22 protein-coding genes, 12 tRNA genes and 2 riboswitches are annotated in these 26,709 nt (G+C 37.8%); of the genes, 30 read left to right on the top strand and 4 right to left on the bottom strand.

Annotated features, from left to right (window positions below; translation table 11 throughout):
* Position 1 precedes the first annotated feature (1 nt).
* The 12 genes from ACFX4E_RS27330 (at position 2) to ACFX4E_RS27385 (ending at position 1,195) form a co-directional block, all read left to right on the top strand.
* Positions 2–71 (top strand) — tRNA-Asp (locus ACFX4E_RS27330).
* 15 nt (positions 72–86) lie between these two features.
* Positions 87–162: transfer RNA gene (locus tag ACFX4E_RS27335), tRNA-Phe, on the top strand.
* Between the two features lie 25 nt (positions 163–187).
* Positions 188–263 (top strand) — tRNA-Thr (locus tag ACFX4E_RS27340).
* Positions 264–271: 8 nt separating this feature from the next.
* Positions 272–355, top strand: a tRNA-Tyr gene (locus ACFX4E_RS27345).
* A 5-nt stretch (positions 356–360) separates the two neighbouring features.
* Positions 361–434 (top strand) — tRNA-Trp (locus ACFX4E_RS27350).
* Between the two features lie 30 nt (positions 435–464).
* Positions 465–540: transfer RNA gene (locus ACFX4E_RS27355), tRNA-His, on the top strand.
* A 28-nt stretch (positions 541–568) separates the two neighbouring features.
* Positions 569–643: transfer RNA gene (locus tag ACFX4E_RS27360), tRNA-Gln, on the top strand.
* A gap of 5 nt (positions 644–648) precedes the next feature.
* Positions 649–723, top strand: a tRNA-Gly gene (locus tag ACFX4E_RS27365).
* 37 nt (positions 724–760) lie between these two features.
* Positions 761–834 (top strand) — tRNA-Cys (locus tag ACFX4E_RS27370).
* 14 nt (positions 835–848) lie between these two features.
* A tRNA-Leu gene (locus ACFX4E_RS27375) sits at positions 849–937 on the top strand.
* Between the two features lie 30 nt (positions 938–967).
* Positions 968–1,049, top strand: a tRNA-Leu gene (locus tag ACFX4E_RS27380).
* A gap of 72 nt (positions 1,050–1,121) precedes the next feature.
* A tRNA-Gly gene (locus tag ACFX4E_RS27385) sits at positions 1,122–1,195 on the top strand.
* A 115-nt stretch (positions 1,196–1,310) separates the two neighbouring features.
* Here ACFX4E_RS27385 and ACFX4E_RS27390 read toward each other — a convergent pair.
* Positions 1,311–1,976 carry a B3/B4 domain-containing protein gene (locus ACFX4E_RS27390; protein ID WP_377238905.1) on the bottom strand — a complete coding sequence of 222 codons (666 nt, stop codon included), beginning with the start codon at positions 1,974–1,976 and terminating at the stop codon, positions 1,311–1,313.
* 129 nt (positions 1,977–2,105) lie between these two features.
* On the opposite strand from ACFX4E_RS27390, the gene queG reads away from it, so the two are divergent.
* The 8 genes from queG (at position 2,106) to ACFX4E_RS27430 (ending at position 11,488) form a co-directional block, all read left to right on the top strand.
* The gene (gene queG, locus ACFX4E_RS27395) at positions 2,106–3,242 is read left to right on the top strand and encodes a tRNA epoxyqueuosine(34) reductase QueG (protein WP_033580873.1); all 1,137 of its coding nucleotides are present in this window, start codon (positions 2,106–2,108) and stop codon (positions 3,240–3,242) included.
* Between the two features lie 72 nt (positions 3,243–3,314).
* Positions 3,315–4,202, top strand: coding sequence for an amidase domain-containing protein (locus ACFX4E_RS27400; RefSeq protein WP_377238904.1), 888 nt, complete (start codon positions 3,315–3,317; stop codon positions 4,200–4,202).
* 64 nt (positions 4,203–4,266) lie between these two features.
* Positions 4,267–4,740: a tRNA (uridine(34)/cytosine(34)/5-carboxymethylaminomethyluridine(34)-2'-O)-methyltransferase TrmL gene (gene trmL / locus ACFX4E_RS27405; RefSeq protein ID WP_016762878.1), complete on the top strand. Its 474-nt coding sequence runs from the start codon at positions 4,267–4,269 to the stop codon at positions 4,738–4,740.
* A 457-nt stretch (positions 4,741–5,197) separates the two neighbouring features.
* Complete coding sequence (locus ACFX4E_RS27410) at positions 5,198–7,093, top strand: PrkA family serine protein kinase (protein WP_013055179.1); 1,896 nt, start codon at positions 5,198–5,200, stop codon at positions 7,091–7,093.
* Between the two features lie 324 nt (positions 7,094–7,417).
* On the top strand, positions 7,418–8,596 hold the full coding sequence (gene yhbH, locus ACFX4E_RS27415) for a sporulation protein YhbH (RefSeq protein WP_028412691.1): 1,179 nt from the start codon (positions 7,418–7,420) through the stop codon (positions 8,594–8,596).
* 104 nt (positions 8,597–8,700) lie between these two features.
* Positions 8,701–9,732 carry a DUF3231 family protein gene (locus tag ACFX4E_RS27420; protein WP_028412690.1) on the top strand — a complete coding sequence of 344 codons (1,032 nt, stop codon included), beginning with the start codon at positions 8,701–8,703 and terminating at the stop codon, positions 9,730–9,732.
* Positions 9,733–9,875: 143 nt separating this feature from the next.
* Positions 9,876–10,772 (top strand): cation diffusion facilitator family transporter, encoded by an 897-nt coding sequence (locus tag ACFX4E_RS27425; RefSeq protein ID WP_014461808.1) that lies wholly within the window; start codon positions 9,876–9,878, stop codon positions 10,770–10,772.
* Between the two features lie 260 nt (positions 10,773–11,032).
* The gene (locus ACFX4E_RS27430) at positions 11,033–11,488 is read left to right on the top strand and encodes a VanZ family protein (RefSeq protein ID WP_224357742.1); all 456 of its coding nucleotides are present in this window, start codon (positions 11,033–11,035) and stop codon (positions 11,486–11,488) included.
* 167 nt (positions 11,489–11,655) lie between these two features.
* Here ACFX4E_RS27430 and thiC read toward each other — a convergent pair whose 3' ends face one another.
* Together thiC and ACFX4E_RS27440 are read right to left on the bottom strand one after the other, a co-directional pair.
* Complete coding sequence (gene thiC / locus ACFX4E_RS27435) at positions 11,656–13,425, bottom strand: phosphomethylpyrimidine synthase ThiC (RefSeq protein ID WP_377238903.1); 1,770 nt, start codon at positions 13,423–13,425, stop codon at positions 11,656–11,658.
* 113 nt (positions 13,426–13,538) lie between these two features.
* A riboswitch (TPP riboswitch) is annotated at positions 13,539–13,653 on the bottom strand.
* An 81-nt stretch (positions 13,654–13,734) separates the two neighbouring features.
* The gene (locus ACFX4E_RS27440; protein WP_013055185.1) at positions 13,735–14,025 is read right to left on the bottom strand and encodes a hypothetical protein; all 291 of its coding nucleotides are present in this window, start codon (positions 14,023–14,025) and stop codon (positions 13,735–13,737) included.
* 457 nt (positions 14,026–14,482) lie between these two features.
* Between ACFX4E_RS27440 and ACFX4E_RS27445 the strand changes: the two genes are divergently transcribed.
* From ACFX4E_RS27445 to ACFX4E_RS27470, 6 genes are all read left to right on the top strand, one after another.
* A complete protein-coding gene (locus ACFX4E_RS27445) occupies positions 14,483–15,307 on the top strand; it encodes an undecaprenyl-diphosphate phosphatase (protein WP_013055186.1) in 825 nt (274 codons plus the stop codon).
* A gap of 273 nt (positions 15,308–15,580) precedes the next feature.
* A riboswitch (cyclic di-AMP (ydaO/yuaA leader) is annotated at positions 15,581–15,720 on the top strand.
* Positions 15,721–15,826: 106 nt separating this feature from the next.
* A complete protein-coding gene (locus ACFX4E_RS27450) occupies positions 15,827–17,086 on the top strand; it encodes a glutamate/proton symporter GltT (protein WP_028410322.1) in 1,260 nt (419 codons plus the stop codon).
* A 213-nt stretch (positions 17,087–17,299) separates the two neighbouring features.
* A complete protein-coding gene (gene ytvI, locus ACFX4E_RS27455) occupies positions 17,300–18,331 on the top strand; it encodes a sporulation integral membrane protein YtvI (RefSeq protein ID WP_013055188.1) in 1,032 nt (343 codons plus the stop codon).
* 159 nt (positions 18,332–18,490) lie between these two features.
* Positions 18,491–19,096, top strand: coding sequence for a DedA family protein (locus ACFX4E_RS27460; RefSeq protein WP_060745425.1), 606 nt, complete (start codon positions 18,491–18,493; stop codon positions 19,094–19,096).
* Positions 19,097–19,120: 24 nt separating this feature from the next.
* Positions 19,121–19,912, top strand: coding sequence for an EcsC family protein (locus ACFX4E_RS27465; protein WP_102814049.1), 792 nt, complete (start codon positions 19,121–19,123; stop codon positions 19,910–19,912).
* A 136-nt stretch (positions 19,913–20,048) separates the two neighbouring features.
* Entirely contained in the window at positions 20,049–20,183 is a 135-nt protein-coding gene (locus ACFX4E_RS27470; RefSeq protein WP_255256646.1) for a hypothetical protein, read from the top strand.
* A gap of 131 nt (positions 20,184–20,314) precedes the next feature.
* Here the strand turns inward: ACFX4E_RS27470 and ACFX4E_RS27475 are convergent, their stop codons facing one another.
* On the bottom strand, positions 20,315–21,628 hold the full coding sequence (locus tag ACFX4E_RS27475) for an APC family permease (RefSeq protein WP_060745423.1): 1,314 nt from the start codon (positions 21,626–21,628) through the stop codon (positions 20,315–20,317).
* 322 nt (positions 21,629–21,950) lie between these two features.
* Here ACFX4E_RS27475 and ACFX4E_RS27480 point away from each other — a divergent pair, with 322 nt between their 5' ends.
* The 4 genes from ACFX4E_RS27480 to ACFX4E_RS27495 all read left to right on the top strand — a co-directional run bounded on the left by ACFX4E_RS27480 (position 21,951) and on the right by ACFX4E_RS27495 (position 26,705).
* Positions 21,951–22,496, top strand: coding sequence for a hypothetical protein (locus ACFX4E_RS27480; RefSeq protein WP_225049940.1), 546 nt, complete (start codon positions 21,951–21,953; stop codon positions 22,494–22,496).
* A 19-nt stretch (positions 22,497–22,515) separates the two neighbouring features.
* Positions 22,516–24,741, top strand: a complete 2,226-nt coding sequence (locus tag ACFX4E_RS27485) for an alpha-galactosidase (RefSeq protein ID WP_263034624.1) — start codon at positions 22,516–22,518, stop codon at positions 24,739–24,741.
* 147 nt (positions 24,742–24,888) lie between these two features.
* On the top strand, positions 24,889–25,884 hold the full coding sequence (bioB, locus tag ACFX4E_RS27490) for a biotin synthase BioB (RefSeq protein WP_028410328.1): 996 nt from the start codon (positions 24,889–24,891) through the stop codon (positions 25,882–25,884).
* A gap of 242 nt (positions 25,885–26,126) precedes the next feature.
* A complete protein-coding gene (locus tag ACFX4E_RS27495) occupies positions 26,127–26,705 on the top strand; it encodes a glycerol-3-phosphate responsive antiterminator (RefSeq protein ID WP_263036014.1) in 579 nt (192 codons plus the stop codon).
* The last annotated feature ends 4 nt before the right edge of the window (positions 26,706–26,709 follow it).

The following is a 26,709-nucleotide window of genomic DNA, read 5'->3' on the forward strand; positions in this document are numbered from 1 at the left end:
CGTGGTGTAGCGGTTAACATGCCTGCCTGTCACGCAGGAGATCGCGGGTTCGATTCCCGTCGGGACCGCCATTTTAAATTTAATAAGGCTCGGTAGCTCAGTTGGTAGAGCAAAGGACTGAAAATCCTTGTGTCGGCGGTTCGATTCCGTCCCGAGCCACCATTTTAAAAACATTTGTTTTTAAAATGCCGGTGTAGCTCAACTGGTAGAGCAACTGACTTGTAATCAGTAGGTTGGGGGTTCAAGTCCTCTTGCCGGCACCAGTTATTGTGGAGGGGTAGCGAAGTGGCTAAACGCGGCGGACTGTAAATCCGCTCCTTCGGGTTCGGCAGTTCGAATCTGCCCCCCTCCACCATTTACAGGGGCATAGTTTAAAGGTAGAACTACGGTCTCCAAAACCGTCAGTGTGGGTTCGATTCCTACTGCCCCTGCCAATTATAAAAATAACATTGCATATATACGTGGCGATTGTGGCGAAGTGGTTAACGCACCGGATTGTGGTTCCGGCATTCGTGGGTTCGATTCCCATCAGTCGCCCCATTTATAAACGATATGCATATTCCAATATTGGGCTATCGCCAAGCGGTAAGGCAACGGATTTTGATTCCGTCATGCGTTGGTTCGAATCCAGCTAGCCCAGCCATATTTGCGGAAGTAGTTCAGTGGTAGAACACCACCTTGCCAAGGTGGGGGTCGCGAGTTCGAACCTCGTCTTCCGCTCCAATTTAATTTTAATAAAGTTATTTAGTCTTGAGTAAATGGCGGCATAGCCAAGTGGTAAGGCAGAGGTCTGCAAAACCTTTATCACCGGTTCAAATCCGGTTGCCGCCTCCATTTATTTACAAGCTGCCGGGGTGGTGGAATTGGCAGACACACAGGACTTAAAATCCTGCGGTAGGTGACTACCGTGCCGGTTCAAGTCCGGCCCTCGGCACCATTTATAATTTTAACTTGCCTTTTTTATTTTGCCGATGTGGCGGAATTGGCAGACGCGCACGACTCAAAATCGTGTTCCTTCGGGAGTGTCGGTTCGACCCCGACCATCGGTACTTTAGCTTTACTTGACAGGATGATTCCTGTTTTTATTTTTACTTATTGGTCGACAAATTTTGATAATATTTGCGGGTGTAGTTTAGTGGTAAAACCTCAGCCTTCCAAGCTGATGTCGTGAGTTCGATTCTCATCACCCGCTCCATACATATTGTTATCACAACGCAGTGTCTCGCTTTCAAAGCTGAGATGTTGCGTTTTTTATTTTTAGCGTAAATATAGCGTCTATCTTTTCAAGATAGACGCTATATTTACGTACATCAGTTAATGACTTGATAGGTTGCTTCGCCGCCGTGAATTTGAATGAACATGTCACTTAAGGATTTAGTTAGTTTATAAGCCTGTTCTTCTGAAAGTGAAGGTTTTAAATAGATGAACTGTACAGCTTGTGTTGTCTTTTCAGTTACGTACGCTCGGTTAGAATCCACATAAGGGCTTCCGAAAGCTCCTAGGGCATCTTTTGAAATGATTTTATTTTCTAAAGAAATGTTACGTTCATTTAGAGCTTCGTAAGACTCTTCTTTTTTACCGATAGTAAATTCAACGTGGCCCTCTAAATTAGAAGAATCATAAATTCCAATTGGTACTTCATATTGCAATGAAAAAAAGTTATTAATGTCCACGGCAGAATTGATAGAAGGAAGATACGTTTGTTTTCCTATCCGTCGAATTAAAGCTTCTATAGAAGGACGGTATTTACTTGGGTCCATTCCAAATGTTTTGAAAAGCTTTCTCCACTCGCTAACACCTTCAAATTCTGTTACTTTTTTTGACTCAAGGTCAAAATAAATGGATTCTTGAAAAAGGCGCAGACGTCCTTTTAGCATTTGAGGAGAATCGCCAACTTCAATATTTTTATACTGAATGATTCCCATTTTAAAAGAAGGGCAAAGCTGTTTAATAGCGGGTGATAATGTAAAGTTCATTTTTTTGATCCTTTCTATTATAATTAGTATTTGTTCGTTTATAGATACCATCCTATCATTTCATTGAGTGAGAAAACAGTTCAATGCATGAATATATAGAATTTCTTAGAAGGGAGGCTATTACTCACTATGAATGCGTATCAGTTGAAGGAAGAAATTATTTCATACAGCAAAGAGATTGGAATCGATAAGATTGGATTTGCGAGTGCTTCTATGTTTGATGAGTTAAAGAATCGATTGTTAGCACAGCAAGAGTTAGGTTATGCTTCAGGCTTTGAGGAACCTGATATTGAAAAAAGAGTAGATCCCACATTAGTTGTTCCAAAAGCTAGATCCATTATTTCAATTGCACTTGCGTATCCTTCTAAATTAAAGGATGCACCAAAGAGCACAAAGGAAGATCGCCGAGGGATCTTTTGCCGTGCTTCTTGGGGACAAGATTATCATACGGTTTTACGTGATAGGCTTCAAAAGCTTGAAGCTTTCATAAAAGAAAAAGTACCTGCAGCTATCCTTCAATCGATGGTAGATACAGGTGAGCTGTCGGACCGAGCTGTAGCAGAAAGAGCTGGTATTGGCTGGAGCGGTAAGAACTGTGCCATTATCACACCTGAATTCGGTTCCTACGTGTATTTAGGGGAAATGATTACAGATATCCCGTTTCCTCCTGATAAACCGATAGAAGACGGCTGTGGTACTTGTAATAAGTGCGTGGATGTGTGCCCTACCGGTGCGCTTGTAACAGGCGGTCAGCTGAATTCGCAGCGATGTATTGCCTTTTTAACCCAAACAAAAGGATTTTTAGCTGAAGAATTTCGAAGTAAATTAGGCAATCGTTTATATGGCTGTGATACATGTCAAACTGTGTGTCCTGAAAATAAAGGCAAAGACTTTCATTTTCACCCTGAGATGGAGCCTGACCCAGAACTTGCGAAGCCTAAATTAAAACCGCTTTTAACGATGAGTAATCGTGAGTTCAAAGAGAAATTTGGACATGTTTCAGGGTCATGGAGAGGGAAAAAGCCAATTCAGCGTAATGCCATTATTGCACTTGCCCATTTTAAAGATCAAACCGCTGTTCCAGATTTAATTGAGTTAATTAAAAATGACGTTCGCCCTGTCATTAGAGGAACGGCGGCATGGGCGTTAGGCAAAATTGGTGATAAAGAAGCATTAGATACACTTATGAACTTAAGAGAAAAAGAAAAGGACCAAGAAGTAATTGAAGAAATGTCAAAAGGTATAGAGATGCTTCAAGAGATCTAAACCGTATTTTTATTGATAAAGTTAGCTAATGAGTCATAGCGTATAATAAACGCTTAGAAAAGTGGTGACATTATGCTAACAAAAAGGAATGTATTATATACTTTAATTAAAGCGCGTGCGGACAGCTATGTAAAAGGTGAGCTTCATGAAGACTTTAAGCCTTTCATTGAACAGCAGTGTGAGCTAAAGCGGTCTCTTGTAAAAAAAAGAGAAGTTGATGTTTTAAAATGTAATATGAAAGGTTCTATTCAATCTGCTCATACGGATCAGGAAGAAACAAGAGTATTATATAAGGTGCACATTCAGGCATTTTTAAAACAAAACGATTTTTTCTATATAGAAGAAGAAATTGAAGATCGTTTAGCTCTTTTTTATAAAGATACACTTATTCAAGATGAGCTGCTGGTAAAGGATTTTTCTGAAGATGAGGGTGAAATGGATGTAGAAGAAGTAGAGGAAGACGAAGAAAGAGCCTCTTATTATGATCGTCTTGCAGCTGTTCAGTATGCAGAAAAACATTGGGATAAACCTAATGAAAGTTATAAGCAGTTTGAGGTAAACTGCACCAACTATATCTCACAGTGTTTGCATGCAGGAAAGGCGCCGATGCGGGGGTATCCTAAAAAAGCAAACGGATGGTGGATGAGAGGGAACGCCTGGAGCTATAGCTGGGCCGTTGCTCATTCCATGCACAGCTATTTAAGTAACTCCAAATCAGGACTTCGGGCTGTGAGGAAATCCTCAGCAAGCGAACTTGTCCCGGGAGACGTTATCTGCTACGATTTTGAAGGAGATGGAAGATGGAATCATACGACGATTGTTGTAGCAAAAGACGGTCACGGTATGCCTCTTGTGAATGCGAACACGTATAATAGTCGAATGAGATATTGGGCTTATGAAGATTCAACGGCTTACACGCCAAAGATTAAGTATGATTTTTTCCATATCGTTGATCGGTAAGTCTTTCGTTTTAGCAAGTTAGTGGTATAATGATGAATAGATTTGTTAGCAGAGGTGAAAATTTGTGGGAGTACACGTAGTGTTATTTCAACCAGAAATTCCAGCAAATACAGGAAATATTGCGCGAACATGTGCAGCAACAAATACGACGCTGCATTTAGTTCGGCCGTTAGGCTTTTCAACAGATGATAAAATGTTAAAGCGAGCTGGATTGGATTACTGGGAATTTGTAAATGTGGTGTATCATGATTCATTAGAAGAAGTATTTGAAAAGTATCCTGAAGCAGGCTTTTACTTCATCACAAAATTTGGTCAACAGCCACATACAACATTTGATTATAGTGACTTAGAGCAGGATCATTTCTTCGTATTTGGGAGAGAAACAAAGGGTCTGCCAAAGCACATTATTGAAGAGAACATGGAAAGATGTCTTCGTTTACCGATGACAGAAAATGTTCGTTCTTTAAATTTATCTAATACAGCAGCTATTTTAATCTATGAAGCGCTGCGTCAACAAAATTACGCTGGTTTATCTTAAATAAAAGCGAGGTTCAATAAAATTTGAACCTCGCTTTTTTATTTATGTCGACGATGATATGTAGTGGTTATTTTTTAACGCCCGGTTTATCATTGTATCCCGCTCTGAAGATGGATGCTAAAAAAGCAATTGTTACTCCTAATACTAAAAGTAAGCGCATTGATTTTCCTCCTCAATCTAATTAAAAGGATTATACAGCTACTGCAGTTAAAACCGACTTCCCATATCTCATGATGATAATAATGACAAAATAACTCTTCTAGAGACGTAAGTTCTCTAATAAAATTTAACCGTTCCTTCTTACTCTTTTATTATAGCTAATAAATACTTCACTGTGAATGCCTAGCAAGGACAAATTTCTGAATTTTACAATTTAAAAAGCATGTTCAAACATTTTGCTGCATAGATTGTATTAATCTTGTTCACTAGCACCATAACTAGTAGGGGAGGTCCTTTAATGGATATATTAAAGAAAGTTGAAAGATACCGCGAAGAAGAGAATCGTCTTAAGTGGGAAGGGACATTTGAAGAGTACCTAAAGCTGATTAAAGATGAGCCTTTAATTGCTCAGCCTGCACACTCTAGAGTATACAACATGATAAAGGATGCAGGAATTGAAGAGGTAAATGGTAAAAGACATTATAAATTTTTCAGTGGACAAATGTTTGGACTTGAAGATTCGCTAGAACGCTTGGTGGAAGAATATTTTCACCCAGCTGCAAAGCGTTTAGATGTTCGTAAACGTATTTTACTTTTAATGGGTCCAGTAAGTGGTGGTAAATCGACGCTAGTGACCATGTTAAAAAGAGGGCTTGAAGCTTATTCGCTTACTGATCGAGGAGCTGTTTACGCTATTAAAGGATGCCCAATGCATGAAGATCCGCTGCATTTAATTCCACATCATTTACGTAAAGACTTCTTTGAAGAGTATGGTATCCGAATTGAAGGAAACTTATCTCCTTTAAATACAATGCGATTAGAGGAAGAGTATGGCGGCAGAATTGAAGACGTCATCATCGAACGCATTTTCTTCTCAGAGGACAAACGAACTGGAATTGGAACGTTCAGTCCTTCTGATCCGAAATCTCAAGACATTGCTGACCTAACAGGAAGCATTGACTTTTCAACAATTGCAGAGTATGGATCTGAGTCAGATCCGCGCGCTTACCGCTTTGACGGAGAGCTTAATAAAGCAAACCGGGGAATGATGGAGTTCCAGGAGATGTTAAAATGTGACGAGAAATTTTTATGGCATTTACTCTCTTTAACCCAAGAAGGAAACTTTAAAGCAGGAAGATTTGCTTTAATTAGTGCAGATGAATTAATCGTAGCGCATACAAATGAAACAGAGTATCGCTCGTTTATTTCCAATAAGAAAAATGAAGCTTTGCATTCACGAATTATTGTAATGCCTGTTCCATATAACTTAAAAGTGAGTGATGAGGAAAAAATTTATGACAAAATGATTCGTGAAAGTGACGTATCAGATGTTCATATTGCCCCTCATACGCTACGTATTGCGTCTATCTTTACTACGTTAACAAGATTAAAAGAGCCTAAAAAAGGCGATATCGATTTGTTAAAGAAAATGCGCTTATACGACGGTCAATCTGTAGAAGGCTATAACGATGCAGACGTAGAAGAGTTACAAAAAGAGTATACGGATGAAGGAATGAGCGGTATTGATCCGCGTTATGTCATTAACCGCATTTCATCTACCATCATTCGAAAAGATATTAAATCAATCAATGCATTAGATGTACTGCGTTCATTGAAGGAAGGGTTAGCACAGCATGCGTCTATTTCTGCTGAGGACCGAGAGCGTTACCTGAATTATATTTCTCTGGCGCGTAAAGAATATGATGAAATTGCTAAAAAAGAAGTGCAAAAAGCGTTCGTTTATTCTTACGAAGAGTCTGCTAAAACATTAATGGATAATTATTTAGATAATGTCGAAGCATACTGCAACAAAAATAAGCTTCGTGATCCGCTAACAGGAGAAGAGTTAAATCCAGATGATAAATTAATGCGTTCAATTGAAGAACAAATTGGTATTTCAGAAAACGCGAAAAAAGCATTCCGCGAAGAAATCTTAATTCGTATTTCCGCTTATGCACGTAAAGGAAAACGATTTGACTATAATTCTCATGAACGCTTACGTGAAGCGATTCAGAAAAAACTGTTTGCAGATTTAAAAGACGTAGTGAAAATTACAACGTCCACTAAAACACCAGATGAGCAGCAGTTGAAGAAAGTAAATGAAGTAGTGGCTCGATTGATTGATGAGCATGGATACAATTCAGTATCTGCTAATGAACTGCTGCGCTATGTAGGAAGTTTGTTAAATCGATAACTCAGTACTAACAAGAAAACATGGCACTTCCGATCTGTGCCATGTTTTTCTTATCTCTTAAAATAAACTCTGCATAATTAGGCTAGTGTGTAGTACGCATTGCACTTAACCATCATATGATAAGTCATAAACATATACATGACACTAGACACTATAAAATGAATAGTTAATAGTAAAAGAATTAGTTAGCAAGTATACCATTCTTACGCATAGGATAAGAGTAACCAACCTTTGAACTAAAGGTATTTGTCAGAAACTTTCGGTATAGCTTATGCATGCCGAGTAAAAACGTGCAGGTGTTTTTTAAATAAGGAGGGGAATAGCGTGGGAAAAGAAGTAGATAAAAGTTTTGCTGTCTCAAAAGAAGACTGGTCCCTCCATCGTAAAGGCCACGATGATCAAAAAAGACATCAAGAAAAAATTAAAGAAGCCATTAAAAATAATTTACCGGACTTAATTACAGAAGAAAATATCGTGATGTCCAATGGAAGAGAAGTTGTTAAAATCCCGATCAAATCATTGGATGAATATCGAATTCGGTACAATTATGATAAAAACAAACATGTGGGTCAAGGTGATGGAGACAGTAAAGTTGGGGATGTAGTAGCACGTGACGGATCTGCTGGAGATGGTCAAAAAGGAGCAGGAAAAGGTCAAGGAGCAGGTGACCAGGCTGGAGAAGACTACTTTGAAGCGGAAGTGTCCCTCATGGAACTTCAAGAGGCTTTATTTGCTCAATTAGAACTGCCTAATCTTCAGCGAAAAGAATCTGATCAAATTGTTGTGGAACACATTGAATTTAATGATATACGACGTACAGGTTTGATGGGGAATATTGATAAAAAACGAACGATGATGAGCGCTTATAAGCGAAACGCAATGACAGGAAAGCCTGCTTTTCATCCTATTTATCCGGAGGATTTAAAATTTAAAACGTGGAATGAAGTTATAAAGCCAGAATCGAAAGCAGTCGTTTTAGCTATGATGGATACGAGCGGTTCGATGGGCATATGGGAAAAATATATGGCACGAAGCTTTTTCTTTTGGATGACACGCTTTTTACGTACGAAATACGAAACGGTGGAAATTGAATTTATTGCGCATCATACAGAGGCAAAAGTAGTGTCAGAAGAAGACTTCTTCTCCAAAGGAGAAAGTGGAGGAACCATCTGCTCATCTGCTTACCGAAAAGCACTTGAATTAATTAACCAAAAGTATGATCCGAGCCGTTATAATATTTACCCGTTTCATTTTTCAGATGGTGATAACTTAACTTCAGATAACGCAAGGTGTGTAAAGTTAGTAAATGAATTAATGAAAGTGTCAAATATGTTTGGGTATGGGGAAGTGAATCAGTACAATCGACATTCCACTTTAATGTCTGCGTACAAAAACATTCAAGACGAAAGCTTTAGACACTTTATTTTAAAACAAAAATCAGACGTTTTTCATGCGATGAAAAGCTTTTTTAGAAAAGAGACCGAAGACCAAAAATATGCATAACCTAAAAGGCCTAGACTTGTTATCTAGGTCTTTTTTATGCGGTTTATTCAGCGCTTCTTTGGAGATAGTAAAAGTACGACTTTATCCAAAAGGAGAATAAGTGAATGAACGAAAATATAAAGAGTGAAATGCAAAAACATCAACAAAATCAGCGGTTGAATGCAGCCGAGTTAGGTTACTTATGGGCGCAATATTTAGGCGATACGCTGTATGTATGCGTTCTTGGATATTTTCTATCTGTTGTAAAAGATCCAGAGATTAAGGAACTTTTAAAAAAAGCACATCAGTTTTCACAAACTCATGTAGACGAATTGACGGAATTATTCAGTTCAGAAAAAATTCCAATTCCAGTAGGGTTTGGGGAACAAGATGTGAACAAAGGAGTTCCTGCTTTATTCGATGATATTTTTATGGCTATTTATGTAAACGAAATGGCCATTGGAGGTATGAAGAAATATGCCAGAGCGCTAAGCGCAGTGAGAAGGCAAGATATTTATGACCACTTATCTCGATGTGTAAAAGAAAGCGACATTCTTTTAGAGAATTCTAACCACGTTATTTTAAGAAAAAGCATGCTGATGAGACCTCCGGTTATTCCTTATCCTGTAAAAGTGAATTTTGTGGACGAAAAAACATTTATATCACCATTTTTCTCTCAAATGCATCCTTTAACTTCTTTAGAGGTTACCGCTATTCAAGAAATTGTTAATACAAATGTATTAGGTAAAACGCTGATGCTGGCCTTTAGTCAAGTAGCTACCACACAAAAATTACGCTCTTATTTTTTTGATGGAGTCAAGCTTGCAAGTAAGCAAATCAAGCACTTCACCGAATTACTGTCTGAAGCTGATTTACCAAGTCCGAGGCTGCTTGATGCATATGTAACCAACTCAACGATTTCACCGTTTTCAGATAAGCTGATGATGTATCATACTTCTACAGCGGTGACGATCGCTATTGATAACTGCGGTGCTGGTTTGTCTATGGCCTTCCGTTCGGATGTAGCAGTAGAATTTTCTCAGCTAATTGGGCGTATAGGGAAGTACGGAAAAGATGGAATTCGAATTATGATTGAGCAAGGGTGGATGGAAGAACCTCCAATGGCAACTGATCGTAAGAAGTTGGCAGAGAAATAAGAAAGATATGTTGTGGATTATCAGTAATTTTGCGGTGCTGAAACATATATAGCTAAATGAAAATAGGTTGCTCTAGACCCACTTGAATGAACAGTGATAAGATAAAAAAGCTGATTTTTCAAGAAGTAAGTCGAGGTGTGCAAATGAATAATAGTATAAGGGAGTCCATTGCGAAAAAAGTAGCATGGATTAGCGTATGGAGCAATATTGCCCTTACGCTAGGAAAAGTAATAGTAGGATGGATTGGAAATAGTGATGCCGTATTTGCTGATGGTATTCACTCTGCAGCGGACGTATTTGCCTCTATTATTGTCTTGTTGGTTATACGAGTAGCAAATAAGCCAGCAGATGATGATCATCCATACGGGCATGGAAAAGCAGAAGTAATTGTCTCAGGAATTGTAGGAATTATTTTATTGCTTGTATCATTTTATGTGGTATTTGAAGGAGTCGTTGGTTTATTCCATCCGGTTGAATCTCCAAATATTTTAGCCATGTGGATTGCTGTTATTTCATACATAGCAAAGGTATTGTTGTACCGTTATTCTTTAAACGTAGCCAAGCAGCACCACAGTAAGGCAATTGAGGCAATTGCATTTGATCATAAAGCAGATATTGTTGCTTCTATTGCAGCGGCAATTGGTGTTTTATTATCCATTATTGGTGATAAAATGGATGTTCAACTGCTGTTATACGGAGATAAAATAGCAAGTATCTTTGTTGCTTATTTAATTTTTAACATTGCCAGACAAATGATGGGAGAGTCTTTTCAAATCTTAATGGAAGGCAATATTGATGAAGAGCTACTGAAAGAACTTGAAGAAAGTATTTATGAATTTGAAGATGTGAAGCGGATTGATCGCGTTCGAGCAAGAGAACATGGCCATTACATATTAGTGGATGTACGTATTTCAATTGACCACTTTAAAACAATTAAGGAAGGTCATGATTTAGGACGAGAAATCAAAGCTACACTTATGAAAAAGCATGATAATATTCAGGAAGTATTAATCCATTTGAATCCTTATTATCCAGATTAAATAAGAAGCAGCGAAGTGTTATCTCGCTGCTTCTTATTATTTATAGATGTAGAAATTAATGAAATGAGTAGCATAAAATAATGAGGGTTTTTATTTATAAAGAATCAAGTTTAATAAAATTGTATAAAGGGAATTGTATTTATTTATTGATGTGATAGGATAAAAAAGCATATAAATGCATTCACTACGAATGAAAGCAGTGGACGGGTACATATAGATAATAATAAATGGTTTTGGGAGTCAAAGAAGGTGATGTTGAAGTGAATGTAAGCATCAGGTCAATTGTTAAAAAAGTCATGTTCACTCTATTTATTGCGTATACGGCAGTGGTCATTTATGCTACTCTCATACGGGAAAACGAACATGTTTACGGAAAAGCAATGAACTTGGATTTATTTAGTACAATCCGTCTGATGTGGGACAGCGGTAATATAATGCTCACTCTGACAAATATACTGGGAAATATCGTGATGTTTGCGCCGCTTGGAATGTTTATTCCGTTGTTTATGAAGTGGTTTGACGGTTTTATTCAAGTCTTTACGACTGGTTTCTTAATCAGTTTTCTGATTGAAATTTTACAGTACAAGCTAACGGAACGAGTATTTGATATTGATGATATCTTTTTGAATACGCTAGGTACATTTATAGGCTGGGTTATTATTAAAATACTATATTGGATCAAGAACATGCTGAAAGCACGTTTCAAAAAAAGATGAAAGGACTTCTTTACGAAGTCCTTTTTGCATCTTGTTGATAGAAACACTTAATGCAGCGTCTTACGGAAGAATGTGAGGATTCAACGATAATGTGCTGACAATTTTGCTGAACAAATAATAACTTTCCTTCAAGCTGCTTAATTTGTTTTTTAAGCTGTTCTACTTCATTATTGATAGATATTTGAACCACTGTTAACAAACTCTTTAGCTTTTTCTTTCATTCCTTCTTTTCTTACTTCGTTTACATCTTTTTCATTTTCTTGAGCCATGTTACGAATATCTTGAGAAATACGCATCGAACAGAATTTAGGTCCACACATTGAACAGAAATGGGCTGTTTTAGCACCTTCAGCGGGAAGTGTTTCATCGTGATATTCTTTTGCGCGCTCTGGATCTAGTGACAGGTTAAATTGATCATTCCATCTAAATTCAAATCTTGCTTTAGACAGAGCATTATCGCGTTTTTGTGCTCCTGGATGGCCTTTTGCTAGGTCAGCAGCATGCGCAGCAATTTTATAGGTGATAACGCCTTCGCGAACGTCTTCTTTATTCGGGAGTCCTAAATGTTCTTTTGGCGTTACGTAGCAAAGCATAGCTGTCCCAAACCAGCCAATCATTGCAGCACCAATACCTGATGTAATATGGTCATAGCCTGGAGCGATGTCGGTTGTAAGCGGTCCAAGAGTATAGAAGGGAGCTTCCTGGCATATTTCCATTTGTTTATCTACGTTTTCTTTGATGAGATGCATTGGAACATGTCCAGGACCTTCAATCATAACTTGAACATCGTGTTTCCAAGCAATTTTAGTTAATTCACCAAGCGTTTCTAATTCACCGAACTGTGCCTCATCATTAGCATCTGCAATGGAACCAGGACGTAGCCCATCGCCAAGCGAAATAGCAATATCGTATGCTTTACAGATTTCACAGATTTCTTCAAAGCGAGTATATAAAAAGTTCTCTTCATGATGAGCTAAACACCACTGCGCCAAGATGGATCCTCCGCGTGAAACAATACCTGTCGTACGTTTCGCTGTCAGGGGAATATAACGTAAAAGAACACCTGCGTGAATAGTAAAGTAATCAACACCTTGTTCTGCTTGTTCAATTAATGTATCGCGGTATGCTTCCCACGTTAGATCTTCTGCTACGCCTTTTACTTTTTCAAGCGCTTGGTAAATAGGAACGGTCCCTACAGGAACAGGCGAGTTGCGGATAATCCATTCGCGTGTTGTGTGAATATCCTTTCCTGTTGATAGATCCATAATTGTATCGGCTCCCCAACGCGTTGCCCATGTCATTTTTTCTACTTCATCTTCAATAGCTGAACGAATAGCTGAATTTCCGATATTAGCATTAATTTTCACATGGAATTTGCGGCCGATAATCATCGGTTCGCTCTCAGGGTGATTGATATTATTAGGGATAATTGCACGTCCTCTTGCTACTTCTTCACGCACAACTTCAGGATTCATCTGTTCACGAATAGCGATAAATTCCATTTCGGGCGTGATGATTCCTTTTTTCGCATAGTGCATTTGCGTTACATTTTGATTTTTTTTCGCGCGCAAAGGTAAACGTTTAGTGATAAAGCGCTCGTACTGATCTCTTGGATCACCGTCATAATAACCGTTATCCTGTGGCTGAACCGTACGGCCTTGATATGTTTCTACATCGTTTCGTTCTGCAATCCACTTTTCGCGCAGAGCCGGTAATCCTTTTTGTAAATTAATTTCATAACAGGGATCTGTATAAACACCGCTCGTGTCGTATACACGTACGGGACTATTTTCTTCTTCCCCAAAAGATCCTGTAGTAGGAGACTGATGAATTTCACGCATAGGCACTTTAAGGTCTTCTCTGGATCCTTGGACATATACTTTGTGACTGTTTGGAAAAGGCTTTTTCATAGAAACTGATACATTTTGTTTTGACATTACATATTCCTCCGGTTTCGCATAAAGTGTAGCTATACCGAACCATAAAAAAATCGGGTTCTGTGATAGACAGAACCCGATGGAATAGGCGAAAAAAGAATAAACATATACTATTCTTTTCAAGACTACTTCCCTCCGCTGGTATAACCCAAATCAGGTTCAAAGGGTTAAAGAGTTTTATTGCACTCTTCTCTCAGTCTGAGCTATCAGACACCCCTAGTAGAAATAACATTCAAATTATTCAATTTACGGCTTAAGTTTACCATCATTCGGTAAAAAATCAACCCTTAAATAAAAAAAGCTAGACAATTAACGTTGTCTAGCGGCATCGATTGCAATCACAATAGCTGTAATAATGTGCATGATAAACCCTAAAAATGGAATCCAAGCAACCAGTGAAGTAACAATCCCTAGTATGTTTCCATACGCAGATAACCCTCGTCTATTAGCTAAAATGAGCGTGATAGCATGAAGAATAAATCCAATAAAAAGAGGAGTATAACTAAAGCCCATAACAATCCCGGCGCCAATTAAAGGAATTCCCAGCAAGGCTTCATACCCAGCAGTCACCCATTTCATTGTACGTACATTTCCATTCATAGTAAAAAGCCTCCTAAAAAAGATACTACTATATACGAGTAAAGAGAGAAAAAAGTTTCAAATTACTTAGGGGATATGCCGTATAAGCAAGCACTAGTTGATTAAAATGATAGATGACAGTAAAGGGGATGGAAAAAACATAATGATTTAGTCATTTTTGTACACTAAAGAAAAATAGTCTAGATGATTCATTTTTAGCTAAGGAACCGGAATTTATACCGAACATAGTGACTACTTTCTAATATAAATAAAAGCTGATATCGTGTTTTTTGATTATAGCATGTAAGGTTTTTATTACAAATTATTAAAGATTCTTATCTTTTTGCAAATACACATTGTATTTCATAGTTTTAACAATTATGATAAAAAAGCAAGTGTCAAAATAGGAAAATAGTTGAGCATGTAAAACTAAGCGATAAGCTTATTAATTTGAAAGAAAGGCAAGGTACATAGCTTTATGTGGGAAATTATTGTAGCAATCATTTTAGGGATTGTAGAAGGTTTAACAGAGTTTGCTCCTGTTTCGTCAACTGGGCATATGATTATTGTGGATGACCTATGGTTAAATTCCAAAGAATTATTTTCATCTCCAGTAGCTAATACATTTAAAATTGTTATTCAGCTAGGGTCGATCTTAGCAGTAGTAGTTATTTTTAAAGATCGTTTCATTAATTTATTAGGATTGGGAAAAAAGCCAGCTGCTCCAATTGGGCCGACAAATCGCTTGAATTTAATGCAGGTAATTGTTGGTTTGTTACCCGCAGGAGTGTTAGGACTTTTGTTTGATGATTACATTGATGAACATTTGTTTTCTTTAAATACGGTGCTAATTGGCTTAGTAGTCGGAGCTGTATTAATGATTCTAGCAGATTTGTTTGGACCTAAACGTCCGCGTGTAGAGACGGTGGACCAAATGTCTTATGGACAAGCACTGGGTATAGGACTGTTTCAATGTATTGCTCTTTGGCCAGGTTTTTCTCGTTCAGGCTCAACGATTTCAGGAGGAGTTCTTCTTGGAATGAGCCATAAGGCAGCGGCAGATTTTACATTTATTATGGCAGTGCCAATCATGGCAGGAGCAAGTGGACTTTCATTGGTTAAAAACTGGCAGTATTTCACATCAGATGCGCTACCGTTTTTTATTGCTGGTTTTATCAGCGCCTTTATTTTTGCGCTGGTATCTATTCGCTTTTTCCTGAAATTAATTAATCGTATCAAATTAGTACCGTTTGCACTATATCGAATTGTGTTAGCAGCCATTCTATATTTTGTATTTTTATAAAATAAACACGCGAGTTCTTTAGTCCCGTAAGCTTCTAATAGAGACTCAAAGAGCAAGAAAAAGCTATTGCAATGTTGCAATAGCTTTTTTGCATAAATATATATTATCGCCTTTTGAAAGCGTTTTATAAACATGGGTATTGACAAAACGTGTCGAAAAATAGTAAATTAATATTTGTGCAGTATAAAGTTAAGTAAAAGTAAGACTTCTGTTTAGTTTTATTGACTGTAAAAAACGTATGACAACGTATAGATCGTTTTAATTTTATAAAAACTGAATAATAAGCTTAATCGTATAGAGCGGGGGAATCATTATCGGCAGTAAAGCTGCCTTGGGGTGAATCCTTACAAAAGGTAGGAAACTCTCAATTCCGAATCCGACAGTTAACCCCGTTTGCTTCATTGAGAGAAAGAGCCCAAAATAGCGTAAGTAAAAGGCTGTTCTTTCTTAAGAATAGTCTTTTTTTGTTTTTTCAGAAAAGTATATACAAATGTCATACATCTTTGGGGAGGTACATCTATGAAAAAAATTCGTTTTGGTTTGGCTACGCAGATTTTTACCGGATTAATCCTCGGTGTTCTTGTAGGGGTAATTTGGTTTAACGATCCGCGTGTAGTAACATACCTACAGCCGCTAGGAGACCTATTTTTAAGATTAATTAAGATGATTGTTATTCCAATTGTTATCTCAAGCTTAGTCGTTGGAGTTGCAGGAGCAGGGAGCGGTAAACAGGTCGGAAAGCTCGGCGTTAAAACCATTCTCTATTTTGAAATTATTACGACTTTTGCAATTATAATCGGTGTATTGGTTGCTAATATTTTTCATCCTGGGCAAGGTGTAGACATTCATTCAGCACAGAAGAGTGATATTTCACAATACGTTGAAACATCAAAACAGCAAGAAGGAAAGTCAGTGGCTGAAACGTTCTTACACATTGTTCCAACAAACTTTTTCCAGTCAATTGTTGAAGGAGACATGCTAGCAATTATCTTCTTTACAGTGTTATTTGCACTTGGAGTAGCGGCAATTGGGGAAAGAGGAAAGCCAGTTGTACAATTCTTCGACGGCGTTTCTCATGCAATGTTTCACGTGGTAAACCTTGTAATGAAAGTGGCTCCAATTGGTGTATTTGCTTTAATTGGTGTAACAGTTTCAAAATTCGGCTTAGAGTCACTTCTTTCATTAGGAAAGCTTGTTATCTTAGTTTACTTAGCGTTAATTTTCTTCCTACTTATTGTATTAGGAGGAATCGCGAAATGGGCAGGAATTAACATTTTCCACTTGTTCCGCTATATGAAAGATGAACTGTTGTTAGCATACAGTACATCTAGTTCTGAGACAGTTCTTCCGCGTATTATGGAAAAACTTGAAAAGATGGGCTGTCCAAAAGCTATCGTATCGTTCGTTGTACCAATTGGTTATACATTTAATCTAGATGGTTCCGTTCTTTATCAAGCGATTGCAGCGTTATTCTTAGCGCAGGTGTACGGTATTGATTTAACGATCGTTCAACAGCTGACGCTCATTCTTGTATTGATGGTTACATCTAAAGGAATGGCTGCCGTGCCAGGAACATCATTTGTTGTATTACTGGCTACTCTTGGAACAATCGGTGTTCCGGCAGAAGGATTAGCCTTCATTGCTGGAGTAGACAGAATCATGGATATGGCACGTACGGTTGTTAACTTAGTAGGAAACACACTAGCAGCAATTGTGATGTCTAAATCTGAAGGCAAATTTGACCCTAAAAAAGGTACAGAGGTCATGAGAGCCGGCTAATTTATAAATTAAAAAGCTACTTATTCTATTCAAAAAATTAGAATAAGTAGCTTTTTTCATAATAATTCCTTTATTATTATGGAAATTGACCCTATAATATGTAACATCAGGTATAAATAAATCCAAATTTTATTCTTACATAAAAGCAGTCACTGGTTCCTTTCTTTATCAATAAATATAGAGATAGCTTAGCTAGTTGGGGGATAGTAGAGTATGTGGAAAAAACGAATATGGGTCATCGCCTCGATAGTAATCGTATGTTTGTTAATCCCTTACAGTTTACCGATTGTGTTTGCTTTATTAACAGCATTAGCGCTTGAGGGTATTGTTCAAAAATTGCATCAATCTTTTAAAATGAAGAGAGTCTATGCAGTGCTTATGACCTTCATTTTATATGTTGTTTCGCTCATACTTATTGGATTTTTTATTGTTCGGACAATCGTTACGCAAGTGGTTGCTCTTTCAAAAATAGCGCCTTCCTTTGTAAAAGAAATCTATGAAACCGCGATTTATCCAACTATTATTAAGTGGAAATACTATTCAAACGCTCTTCCTACAGAAGTGATTTCTTCTATCGAGCGCACGCTTGAAAAAACCGTAAATTCATTAGATTCTCTATTAAAAAGTACGGTAGAAATTATCATTAGCTTTGCCGCTACTGTTCCTGGGTTTCTATTAGAGTTTCTTATTTATTTAGTAGCGCTTGTATTTATCAGCCTTGAGCTGCCTGCTATTAAAAATAAAATCAAGTCATTTTTAACAGAAGAAACGAAATATAAGCTACAAGTTGTCATCACTCAGCTTATCCAAGCGGGGGTTGGTTTTATCAAGGCACAAATTATCTTAAGTGTCATGACGTTTGTAATGGCTTATGTAGGGCTTTGGCTATTAGATGTTCCGTATACCGCGCTTCTTAGTTTATTAATTGTAATTGTCGATATTTTACCAATCCTTGGGACAGGCTCGGTGCTCGTTCCATGGGGGATTTTTGCTCTTACGCAAGGGCATGACTCATTAGCAATCGGCTTATTTATTCTATTTGGAGTCATTACGGTAGTAAGACGTGTAGTAGAACCAAAAGTATTTTCTACAAATATGGGTATTTCACCTTTGGCTGCACTAGTTAGTTTGTACATTGGATTTAAACTTTTAGGTTTTGTCGGGTTATTTTTAGGACCGGCTTTAGTTATTTTATACGATGCTCTTCGTAAAGTAGGTATTATTCAAATTAACTTTAAACTATAAAAGCGCTGGATAAAACTAGCGCTTTTTTTTATTGAAACTTTTGTGGTACGTAATACGTAAAGAGGGAAAGGAAAAAACTATGTCGCATTGGTTTTTATCTATCAATCGGTTAATTATAGTTTTGCAGTCTTAGATTTAATGACATGAGGAGGAGAATTTTTGTTAGAGTCAGTTTTACTTTCTTTAATTGAAGCGCTAAAACAGCTCTCTTATTTTGGCGTAATTTTAGCATTAACGTTTGAATTTGTCCCGGCAGAGCTTGTTTTACCTTTAGTAGGGTATTGGGTGTACCAAGGTGATATGAACTTGTATTTGGCTATCCTTGCAGGTACAGTAGGCGGTGTTTGTGGACCGTTGACTCTTTATGCACTGGGACGTTACGGTGGACGACCGCTGGTTTTAAAATATGGAAAATACTTTTTGGTGAAAGAAAAAGAAATTGACGCCGCCGATCGCTTTTTTAATAAGTACGGCAGCGGGGTTGCTTTTTTTGGACGCTTTATTCCAGGAGTGCGCACGGCTATCTCTTTTCCGTGCGGGATGGCAAAAATGAATGTATGGCTGTTTTCTATTTATACATTTGTGGCGATGCTTCCAGTAACGGCTATTTACGTATATTTAGGATATAAGTTAGGACCTAAGTGGAAAGAGGTGGGGCCGATTGTGTCTCAATATATGCAGCCTATTGGAATCGGAATTGTTGTTTTAATTGCATTGTTTTTTATCATTAAATATGTGCGGAATAAACAAGTAGGGCAGAACTGATAAATCGAGGAAAAGAGTGAGGATATGTCAGAGCATGAGCAGTTAAGAGTAGAGTTACGAAAAATTGAAAAGTGGGAGAAAGACCAAAAAGGACTTTTTCTCTGGGAGCGGCTGGCTCGTTTGCCTTTTTCAGCTTTAGATAAAGTAACGCCGAAGTTCATTCATCAAAAAATAGAAAAATTATTAGATGAAATTGCTAAGTATGTTGATAATGGAGGCCAGTATTTAGCTAATACGTCTGCCACGCTAGAAAAAGCATCAGCACAATTACAAGAAAAGAAACAACTTTCGATAGAGGATATTCAGCATTTATCTCTGCAAGAAATGGATGAATTGGCAGAGCATTTTATTGAAGTCCGAAAAAAGAACGCACAGCTGCAAGGAGCTACAACCGGGGTAGGCGGGATTTTTACACTGGCGATTGATGTTCCTTTTGTATTAGGGCTTACACTTAAGACACTGCAAGAAGTGGCTGTTTCTTATGGGTACGACCCCACTGAGCAAGAGGAACGAATTTTTATGGTCAAATGCATGCAGTTTTCGTCTTCTGACATTGTAGGGAAACGTGCGATTTTAGAAGAATTAGCAAGCGGAAATCGAACGCAGAGCTTGCAGCAGCTGCAAGGGTGGAGAGAAGTGTTTCTAACCTACAGGGACAACTTGGGCTGGAAAAAGCTGTTCCAAATGATTCCTATAGCAGGAATGGTATTTGGAGCGTATATTAACAAACAAGCAATTAGCGATATAGGGGAAGTTGGAATGATGCTTTATCGTAAAAGACGTATTTTGGAAAAAGTCTCACAATCGCAACAATAAAAAGAGACTGGTACGAAAGTATTTTAATTGAAGAAAAATCCGAACGAGTTTGATTCTTGGTTGAGAATCAAATACGTTCGGATTTTTTTATTGATATAGTAAATGTAGCTTTCATGTGTTTAGTTGCCTCTAAGTGTTGATTGGAGGGCAAGGCGAAGACTCCTGCGGAAAAAGCGGAACAGATGAGACCCCGCAGGAGCGCAAGCGACGAGGAGGCTCAACGGCCGCCCGCGGAAAGCGAAGCCTGGCACGAAAATCAACAGCGGTGTAACGAGCGATTCATATTAGATCGTTTACCTTTTTTTGTTCGTGTTTAGATGGGATTGATTTGTTTATGTCTCAATTACTTTTTTTCGACATTATTTCTGGGGAAATATGTCGAGGTGTGTTAAGCCTATTTCCTTAATCAAAATGAAAAGTAGGAATGGTAATAGTATTTTTTCGTCTGGCAATCAGTAAATAAATAATTCCGATTACACTCCATACAATACCGATAAATAAGGATGTTTTTTCTAAGTTAAGCCACATAAAAAATAAAAATAAACTGCCGAGTAAAGGCATAAGTACATATGAAATATATCCACTGAAGGATCGTTTGTTTTGTTGAATAAAATAATGGATAAAAACCGCTATGTTCACTGAACTGAACGCAATTAAAGCACCAAAATTAATTAAAGAGGTAGCTTTTTCAAGAGACAGACCTAGTGAAATTAAAGAGAGGCCACCAATAATCACCACGTTCCAAATAGGCGTCTTTGTTTTAGGGTGAATATAGCCGAAAATTCTCCGAGGCAGATAACCATCTTTCCCAATTGCATAGAGAAGTCTTGACGCACTCATATGTGAGACAAGTCCAGAAGCAATAGTTGAAGTCAAGGCCGCTGCTACAAAAATAGATTGAAAAAGCTGGCCGCCAATTTTATAAGCGATCTCCGCTGATGCACCTTCTAAATCATGAAACAAAGAGGCTGAAGGGAAAAGCAGCTGAGCAAAGTAAGAAACCGTGATAAATAAGGCGCCTCCCGTACACGCAATAATAAGAATCCCTTTAGGAATGGTTTTCTCAGGCTTAAGTGTTTCTTCGGCCATAGTGGTTACAGCATCAAATCCTAAAAAAGAAAAGCATAAAATAGCAGCTCCGTTTAATAACAGAGATATAGAGGCCGATTCACTTATAAACGGTTTAAATGATAGCTCTTGGCCTTGACTTGTAGCACTTAAAATAATAAAGATAATAGCGACTAAAATTTGAAAAGCAACTAATAGCGTACCAAAAGAAACGGTTAAATGAACGCTGAAAATATTCATTATGGTCATGATGACAACAAAGCTGATAATCCATACGGCCTTTGGAACACCTGGAAACAGAGAGCTTAGGTAAATATTTGTCAAAAGCGCATTAATCATTGGCAGAAATAGATAATCAAGAAGAGCCGTCCATCCTACCAAAAAACCAATGCTTGGATTCATTACTTGCTGTGCGTATGTATAAGAGGAACCAGCTCCGGGAAAAGCTTTTACCATCTTTCCGTAACTAATGGCTGTAAATAAAATAGCAATCAACGTGAATGCATAAGCGCCTGAAACATGTCCATCTGTTGATTCAGTTACAATGCCAAATGTATCAAAAACGGCCATAGGTGCCATGTAGCCTAACCCTATCACGACGATATGCCATAATTTTAGTTGTTTAAGAAGAGAAGGTTCATGATTCATATTTGTCATCCTTTCTGTGTATAATCATTCTGCATTATTTATTATTATACTATATTGTTAGGTTTGTCATCTTTTTTTGAAAAAGAAGAGAAAATTGCGCGCTAAGAGATAAAGAGCGTTTAATTGATTGCTAGATAAAGCAAAAAAATGCTTTTTTTCACTTTGATTTTTACCATTGAGTCTAGAAAGTATTTTACATAAAATGAAAGAAAGTAAAAAAGCTTCGTTTAGGGTGATCTACTTGCAATAAATACGAAAACAAATTTTTGAATGCGGTTACATTTTTTGTTGGTGTACAAAGTTAAGAATGATGGTGAAGGAGATGAAGGAAGTGATTGCTACACCCTATATAAACTTGGAGATAAACAAGGAACCAGGTGTGCATGTCGTATTGGATGAAACAAAAAAAGATGGTGTTTACTTTATTAAATTAACGGTCAAGTCGGTTAAAAAAAGAATTCTTCCAAAAATGAAATTAAAATGGAGCGTTCCATTGTTAGATATCCAACTGTATAAATCTTTACAAACTAGTAAGGGCGATGTGAATGCCTCTTTTGTTCATTGTTTTATGAATAAGAATGGTTCTAACCGCTACACCATTGCATGTTCAGACATGCATCATCCTATTCTGTGTGCTCCCAATTGGAAAGACATGTGTCTAGATGTAGAAATGACTTTATTTAGTGAAAGCACATGGTCTCTTCATAGCTATGAAACTGAACTGCGAATAGACACAAGAATGGTTGAAACAGAAGAGTTATTCAAAGATTTAGCGAAATGGTATGAGAGAAAAGAGATTAATCTAGCATCTGCTTTTGAGCATGCAACGGCAATAGATGAAAAAGGAAATGTCTCGTTAGATATTTGATGGTAAGGAGAGGAATAAAGTGGGAATCTTATTTAATGAACGTACAAAGGAATTTCACCTGCAGGGACGCGATGTAAGTTATATCTTTTCAGTGTTGAGAAACGGGCAGCTCGGTCACTTGTACTATGGAAAAAAGCTTAAGCACCGTTCATCTTTTCAGCATTTTTTACGTGTAGAAACAAGAGGAGCTAGCGCTTCGGTATATGAAGGAGAACTAGCATTTTCTCTTGAAACAATCAAACAAGAGTATCCTTCTTATGGAACAACAGACTTCAGAGAGCCAGCCTATCAACTTCTTCAGCAAAACGGAAGCCGAATCACAAATTTTGAATACGATAACCATAAAATTTACACAGGCAAGAAGCCATTAAACGGCTTACCTGCTACATATGTAGAAGAAGAGAGTGAAGCCACAAGTGTAGAAGTTGAACTGATTGATAAATTGCTCAATGCATCACTTATTTTAACGTATACCGTTTACGAAGACCGGAATATTATTACGCGTCACGCACGATTTGAGCATAGAGGAGAAGAACCAGTCGATATTTTGCGTATCATGAGCGGCAGCATTGATTTGCCTACATCAAATTATGAGATGGTTCAGCTTTCCGGTGCGTGGATTCGAGAAAGACACGTGAAAACACGAATGCTTCAGCCTGGTATTCAAAGTATTTCTAGTGCGAGAGGTACAAGCAGCAGTCAGCAAAACCCATTTTTAATTTTAAAGAATCCAGCTGCAACTGAACACAGTGGAGAAGCGTATGGTTTTAGTCTTGTATACAGCGGAAACTTTCTTGGACAAGTGGAAGTAGATCATTATGATGTATCAAGAATAACGATGGGCATTCATCCTTTTGATTTTCAGTGGCGACTAGAAAAGGGACAAACTTTTCAATCACCAGAACTAGTACTGGCTTATTCAAATAGCGGGCTAAACGGCCTTAGCCAAGAGTATCATGAGCTTTATCGCAAGCGTCTTGCTAGAGGAAAATGGCGGGATTTGGAGCGGCCAGTTTTAATTAATAACTGGGAAGCGACGTATTTTGATTTTAACGAAGAGAAAATTGTACATATTGCCAAAGAAGCGCAAAAGCTAGGCGTTGAACTTTTTGTATTGGATGACGGCTGGTTCGGTAAACGTAACGATGATACAACTTCTCTTGGAGATTGGTTTGTAGATGAAAATAAGCTTCCGGGCGGTATGAAGTCATTGGCTCAAAAAGTAACGGATTTAGGTATGGACTTTGGGTTATGGTTTGAACCTGAAATGATTTCAAAGCAAAGCAACTTGTATGAAAAGCATCCAGATTGGTTGATTCATGTGCCAAATCGTCATCAGTCTCATGGACGAAATCAATACGTGCTTGATTTTTCACGAGAAGAAGTAGTGAATTATATCTATGAACGAATGGAAGCTATTTTAAGTGAAGCACCTATCTCTTATATAAAATGGGATATGAATCGAAATATAACGGAAATTGGATCTGTTGGGCTGCCCGCGAACCGTCAGTTTGAAGTAGTACATCGCTATATTTTAGGTGTGTATGATTTGTATGAGCGACTAACAAGGAAGTTTCCGGATATTTTATTTGAATCATGTGCAAGCGGGGGCGCTAGATTTGATCCGGGAATGCTTTATTATGCTCCTCAAGCTTGGACGAGCGATAACACGGACGCGATTGAACGTCTAAAAATTCAGTACGGCACGTCTTTTGCCTATCCAATCAGTTCAATGGGAGCACACGTATCGGCCGTACCAAATCATCAAGTACGCAGAGTAACAAGTCTAGAAACAAGAGGAGACGTTGCGTATTTTGGCGCATTTGGTTATGAGTTAGATGTTACGCTGATGACAGAAGATGAAAAAGAAACCGTAAAACAACAAATTCAGTATTATAAAAAACACCGATCTCTTATTCAAAATGGCATATTCTATCGTTTAAAAAGTCCGTTTGAACAAGAGGGAAATGTGACGAGCTGGATGGTTGTTTCATCCGATCAAAAACAGGCAATCATCGGTTATTATCAAGTATTGTCTAGACCAAATCCTTCTTACGAACGCATTGAGCTAAAAGGGCTTCATCCTGATTATGAATATACAGTGATGGAAACAGATCAAACAGCTTATGGAGATGAGCTCATGTACGCAGGTATTGCTCTAACTCATGAGTATCCGGGTGTTGAAGTATACGATGAAAAATCTGGAGACTTTGTATCGGTTATTTATACACTGCAAGCGCAATAAGCAAAAAGCCACTTCTATATCATAGAAGTGGCTTTTTTAGTTAACTATTATTCATACAGTGTTGACATAAAAGGAGAAGTAATGGTAACTTTTAGTTATAATTGTTAACTTTATATTTTTTTAGTTTACTAAAGTGGAGGGGAATCGATGGAAACCACAAGTTTAAGAGATTGGAAAGCACTTGCTCAGTCTATTATTAAAGGGAAAGAAATTACATATAACGAAGCGCTTCAACTTCTTCATGTACCGGATGAAGAAGTGTTAGAGGTCATGAATGCCGCGTACTTAATTCGTCATCATCATTATGGAAAAAAAGTAAAGCTTAATATGATTATTAATACTAAATCAGGTTTATGCCCAGAAGACTGTGGATATTGTTCGCAGTCGATTGTATCAGAAGCGCCGATTGATAAGTATGCGTGGTTAACAAAAGAGAAAATTGTAGAAGGTGCTTTTGAAGCTCAAAAAAGAAAAGCAGGTACATATTGTATCGTGGCGTCAGGCCGCCGCCCTACTGATAAAGAAGTAGCGCACGTAGTGGGAGCGGTAAAAGAAATCCGTCAAAAGACCGACTTGAAAATCTGTGCCTGTCTAGGATTTTTAACAGATGATCAAGCACACGAACTAGTCGAGGCGGGTGTTCATCGCTATAATCATAATTTAAATACTCACGCTGATAACTATGACAATATTTGTTCTACGCATGGCTACGAAGATCGAGTCGATACGGTTACTACATCTAAAAAAGCAGGTTTGTCACCTTGTTCCGGTGCGATTTTTGGAATGGGCGAGACAAATGAACAAGCCGTGGAACTAGCTTTTCAAATTAAAAAGTTAGATGCAGATTCTATTCCATGCAACTTTCTTGTTGCCGTTCGAGGAACGCCTCTAGAAGACAAAAAGGCGTTAAAGCCAATGCAATGCTTAAAGCTGTTAGCGATGATGCGTTTTGTAAATCCAACGAAAGAAATTCGAATTTCAGGAGGCAGAGAAGTCAATCTCAGATCACTTCAGCCGCTTGGTTTGTTTGCTGCAAACTCAATTTTTGTAGGTGACTATTTAACGACTCAAGGTCAAGAACCTACAGCTGACTGGGGTCTGATTGAAGATTTAGGATTTGAAATTGAAGAATGTGCACTGTAAAGCCGTTGAGAAATCAACGGTTTTTTGATTTTTAGGCGATTTACAGGAACTATACGGTTTTTTTACAAAACTCAACAGCTTCTTTATATTTCCTTTATAAATAACCATTATTATAAAACATGTGAACGATAAGTGAATAGTTACTAAGGTTATGAAATTGAGAAACCACAAAAAACAATAGGTCTATATCAATACCCTATGCGTTTTTTGTGGTTTTTTGTGAATGAAAGGAAGGCATCGTTTTGAATAAGGAAGTAGATTTCTTACAACAGCTTGGGCAAGACCGTTTGATTGCATCCATTAAAAGCCCGAAAAATTTAGAACAATTTTTAGAAACAGAGATCCAGGCCGCCTTTTTATTAACGGGCAATATTAGTGTGATTAAACGCTATGTAGATTTACTCAAACAGCATAATCGAACGGTTTTTTTACACGTTGAAAAAATTCCAGGGATTAGCTATGACCGAGAAGGGCTTAAATTCCTTGCTAAGTTTGTAAAACCTACAGGTATCGTAACCACTAAAAGTTCACTCATTAATTACGCAAAGCAAGAAGGACTGGTTGCTATTCAGCGGCTGTTCCTAGTGGATACAGACGCGGTAGCACAAGGGTTGAAAACCGTTCAAGATATTAAGCCGGATGCATTAGAACTAATGCCAGGATTAATTCCGGAGATGATAGAGAAAGTCGTTAAAAAAACAAGTATTCCTATTATTACAGGTGGACTCATTCAAAATGAAAGCCATATCCAAGCTGCTTTGAAAGCAGGAGCTACGGCAGTTTCTACAGGGAAATCATGGTTGTGGAAAAAATATGAATGAGAGG

This window comes from Priestia sp. YIM B13491 (assembly GCF_042787605.1).
Classification (GTDB): domain Bacteria; phylum Bacillota; class Bacilli; order Bacillales; family Bacillaceae_H; genus Priestia; species Priestia megaterium_E.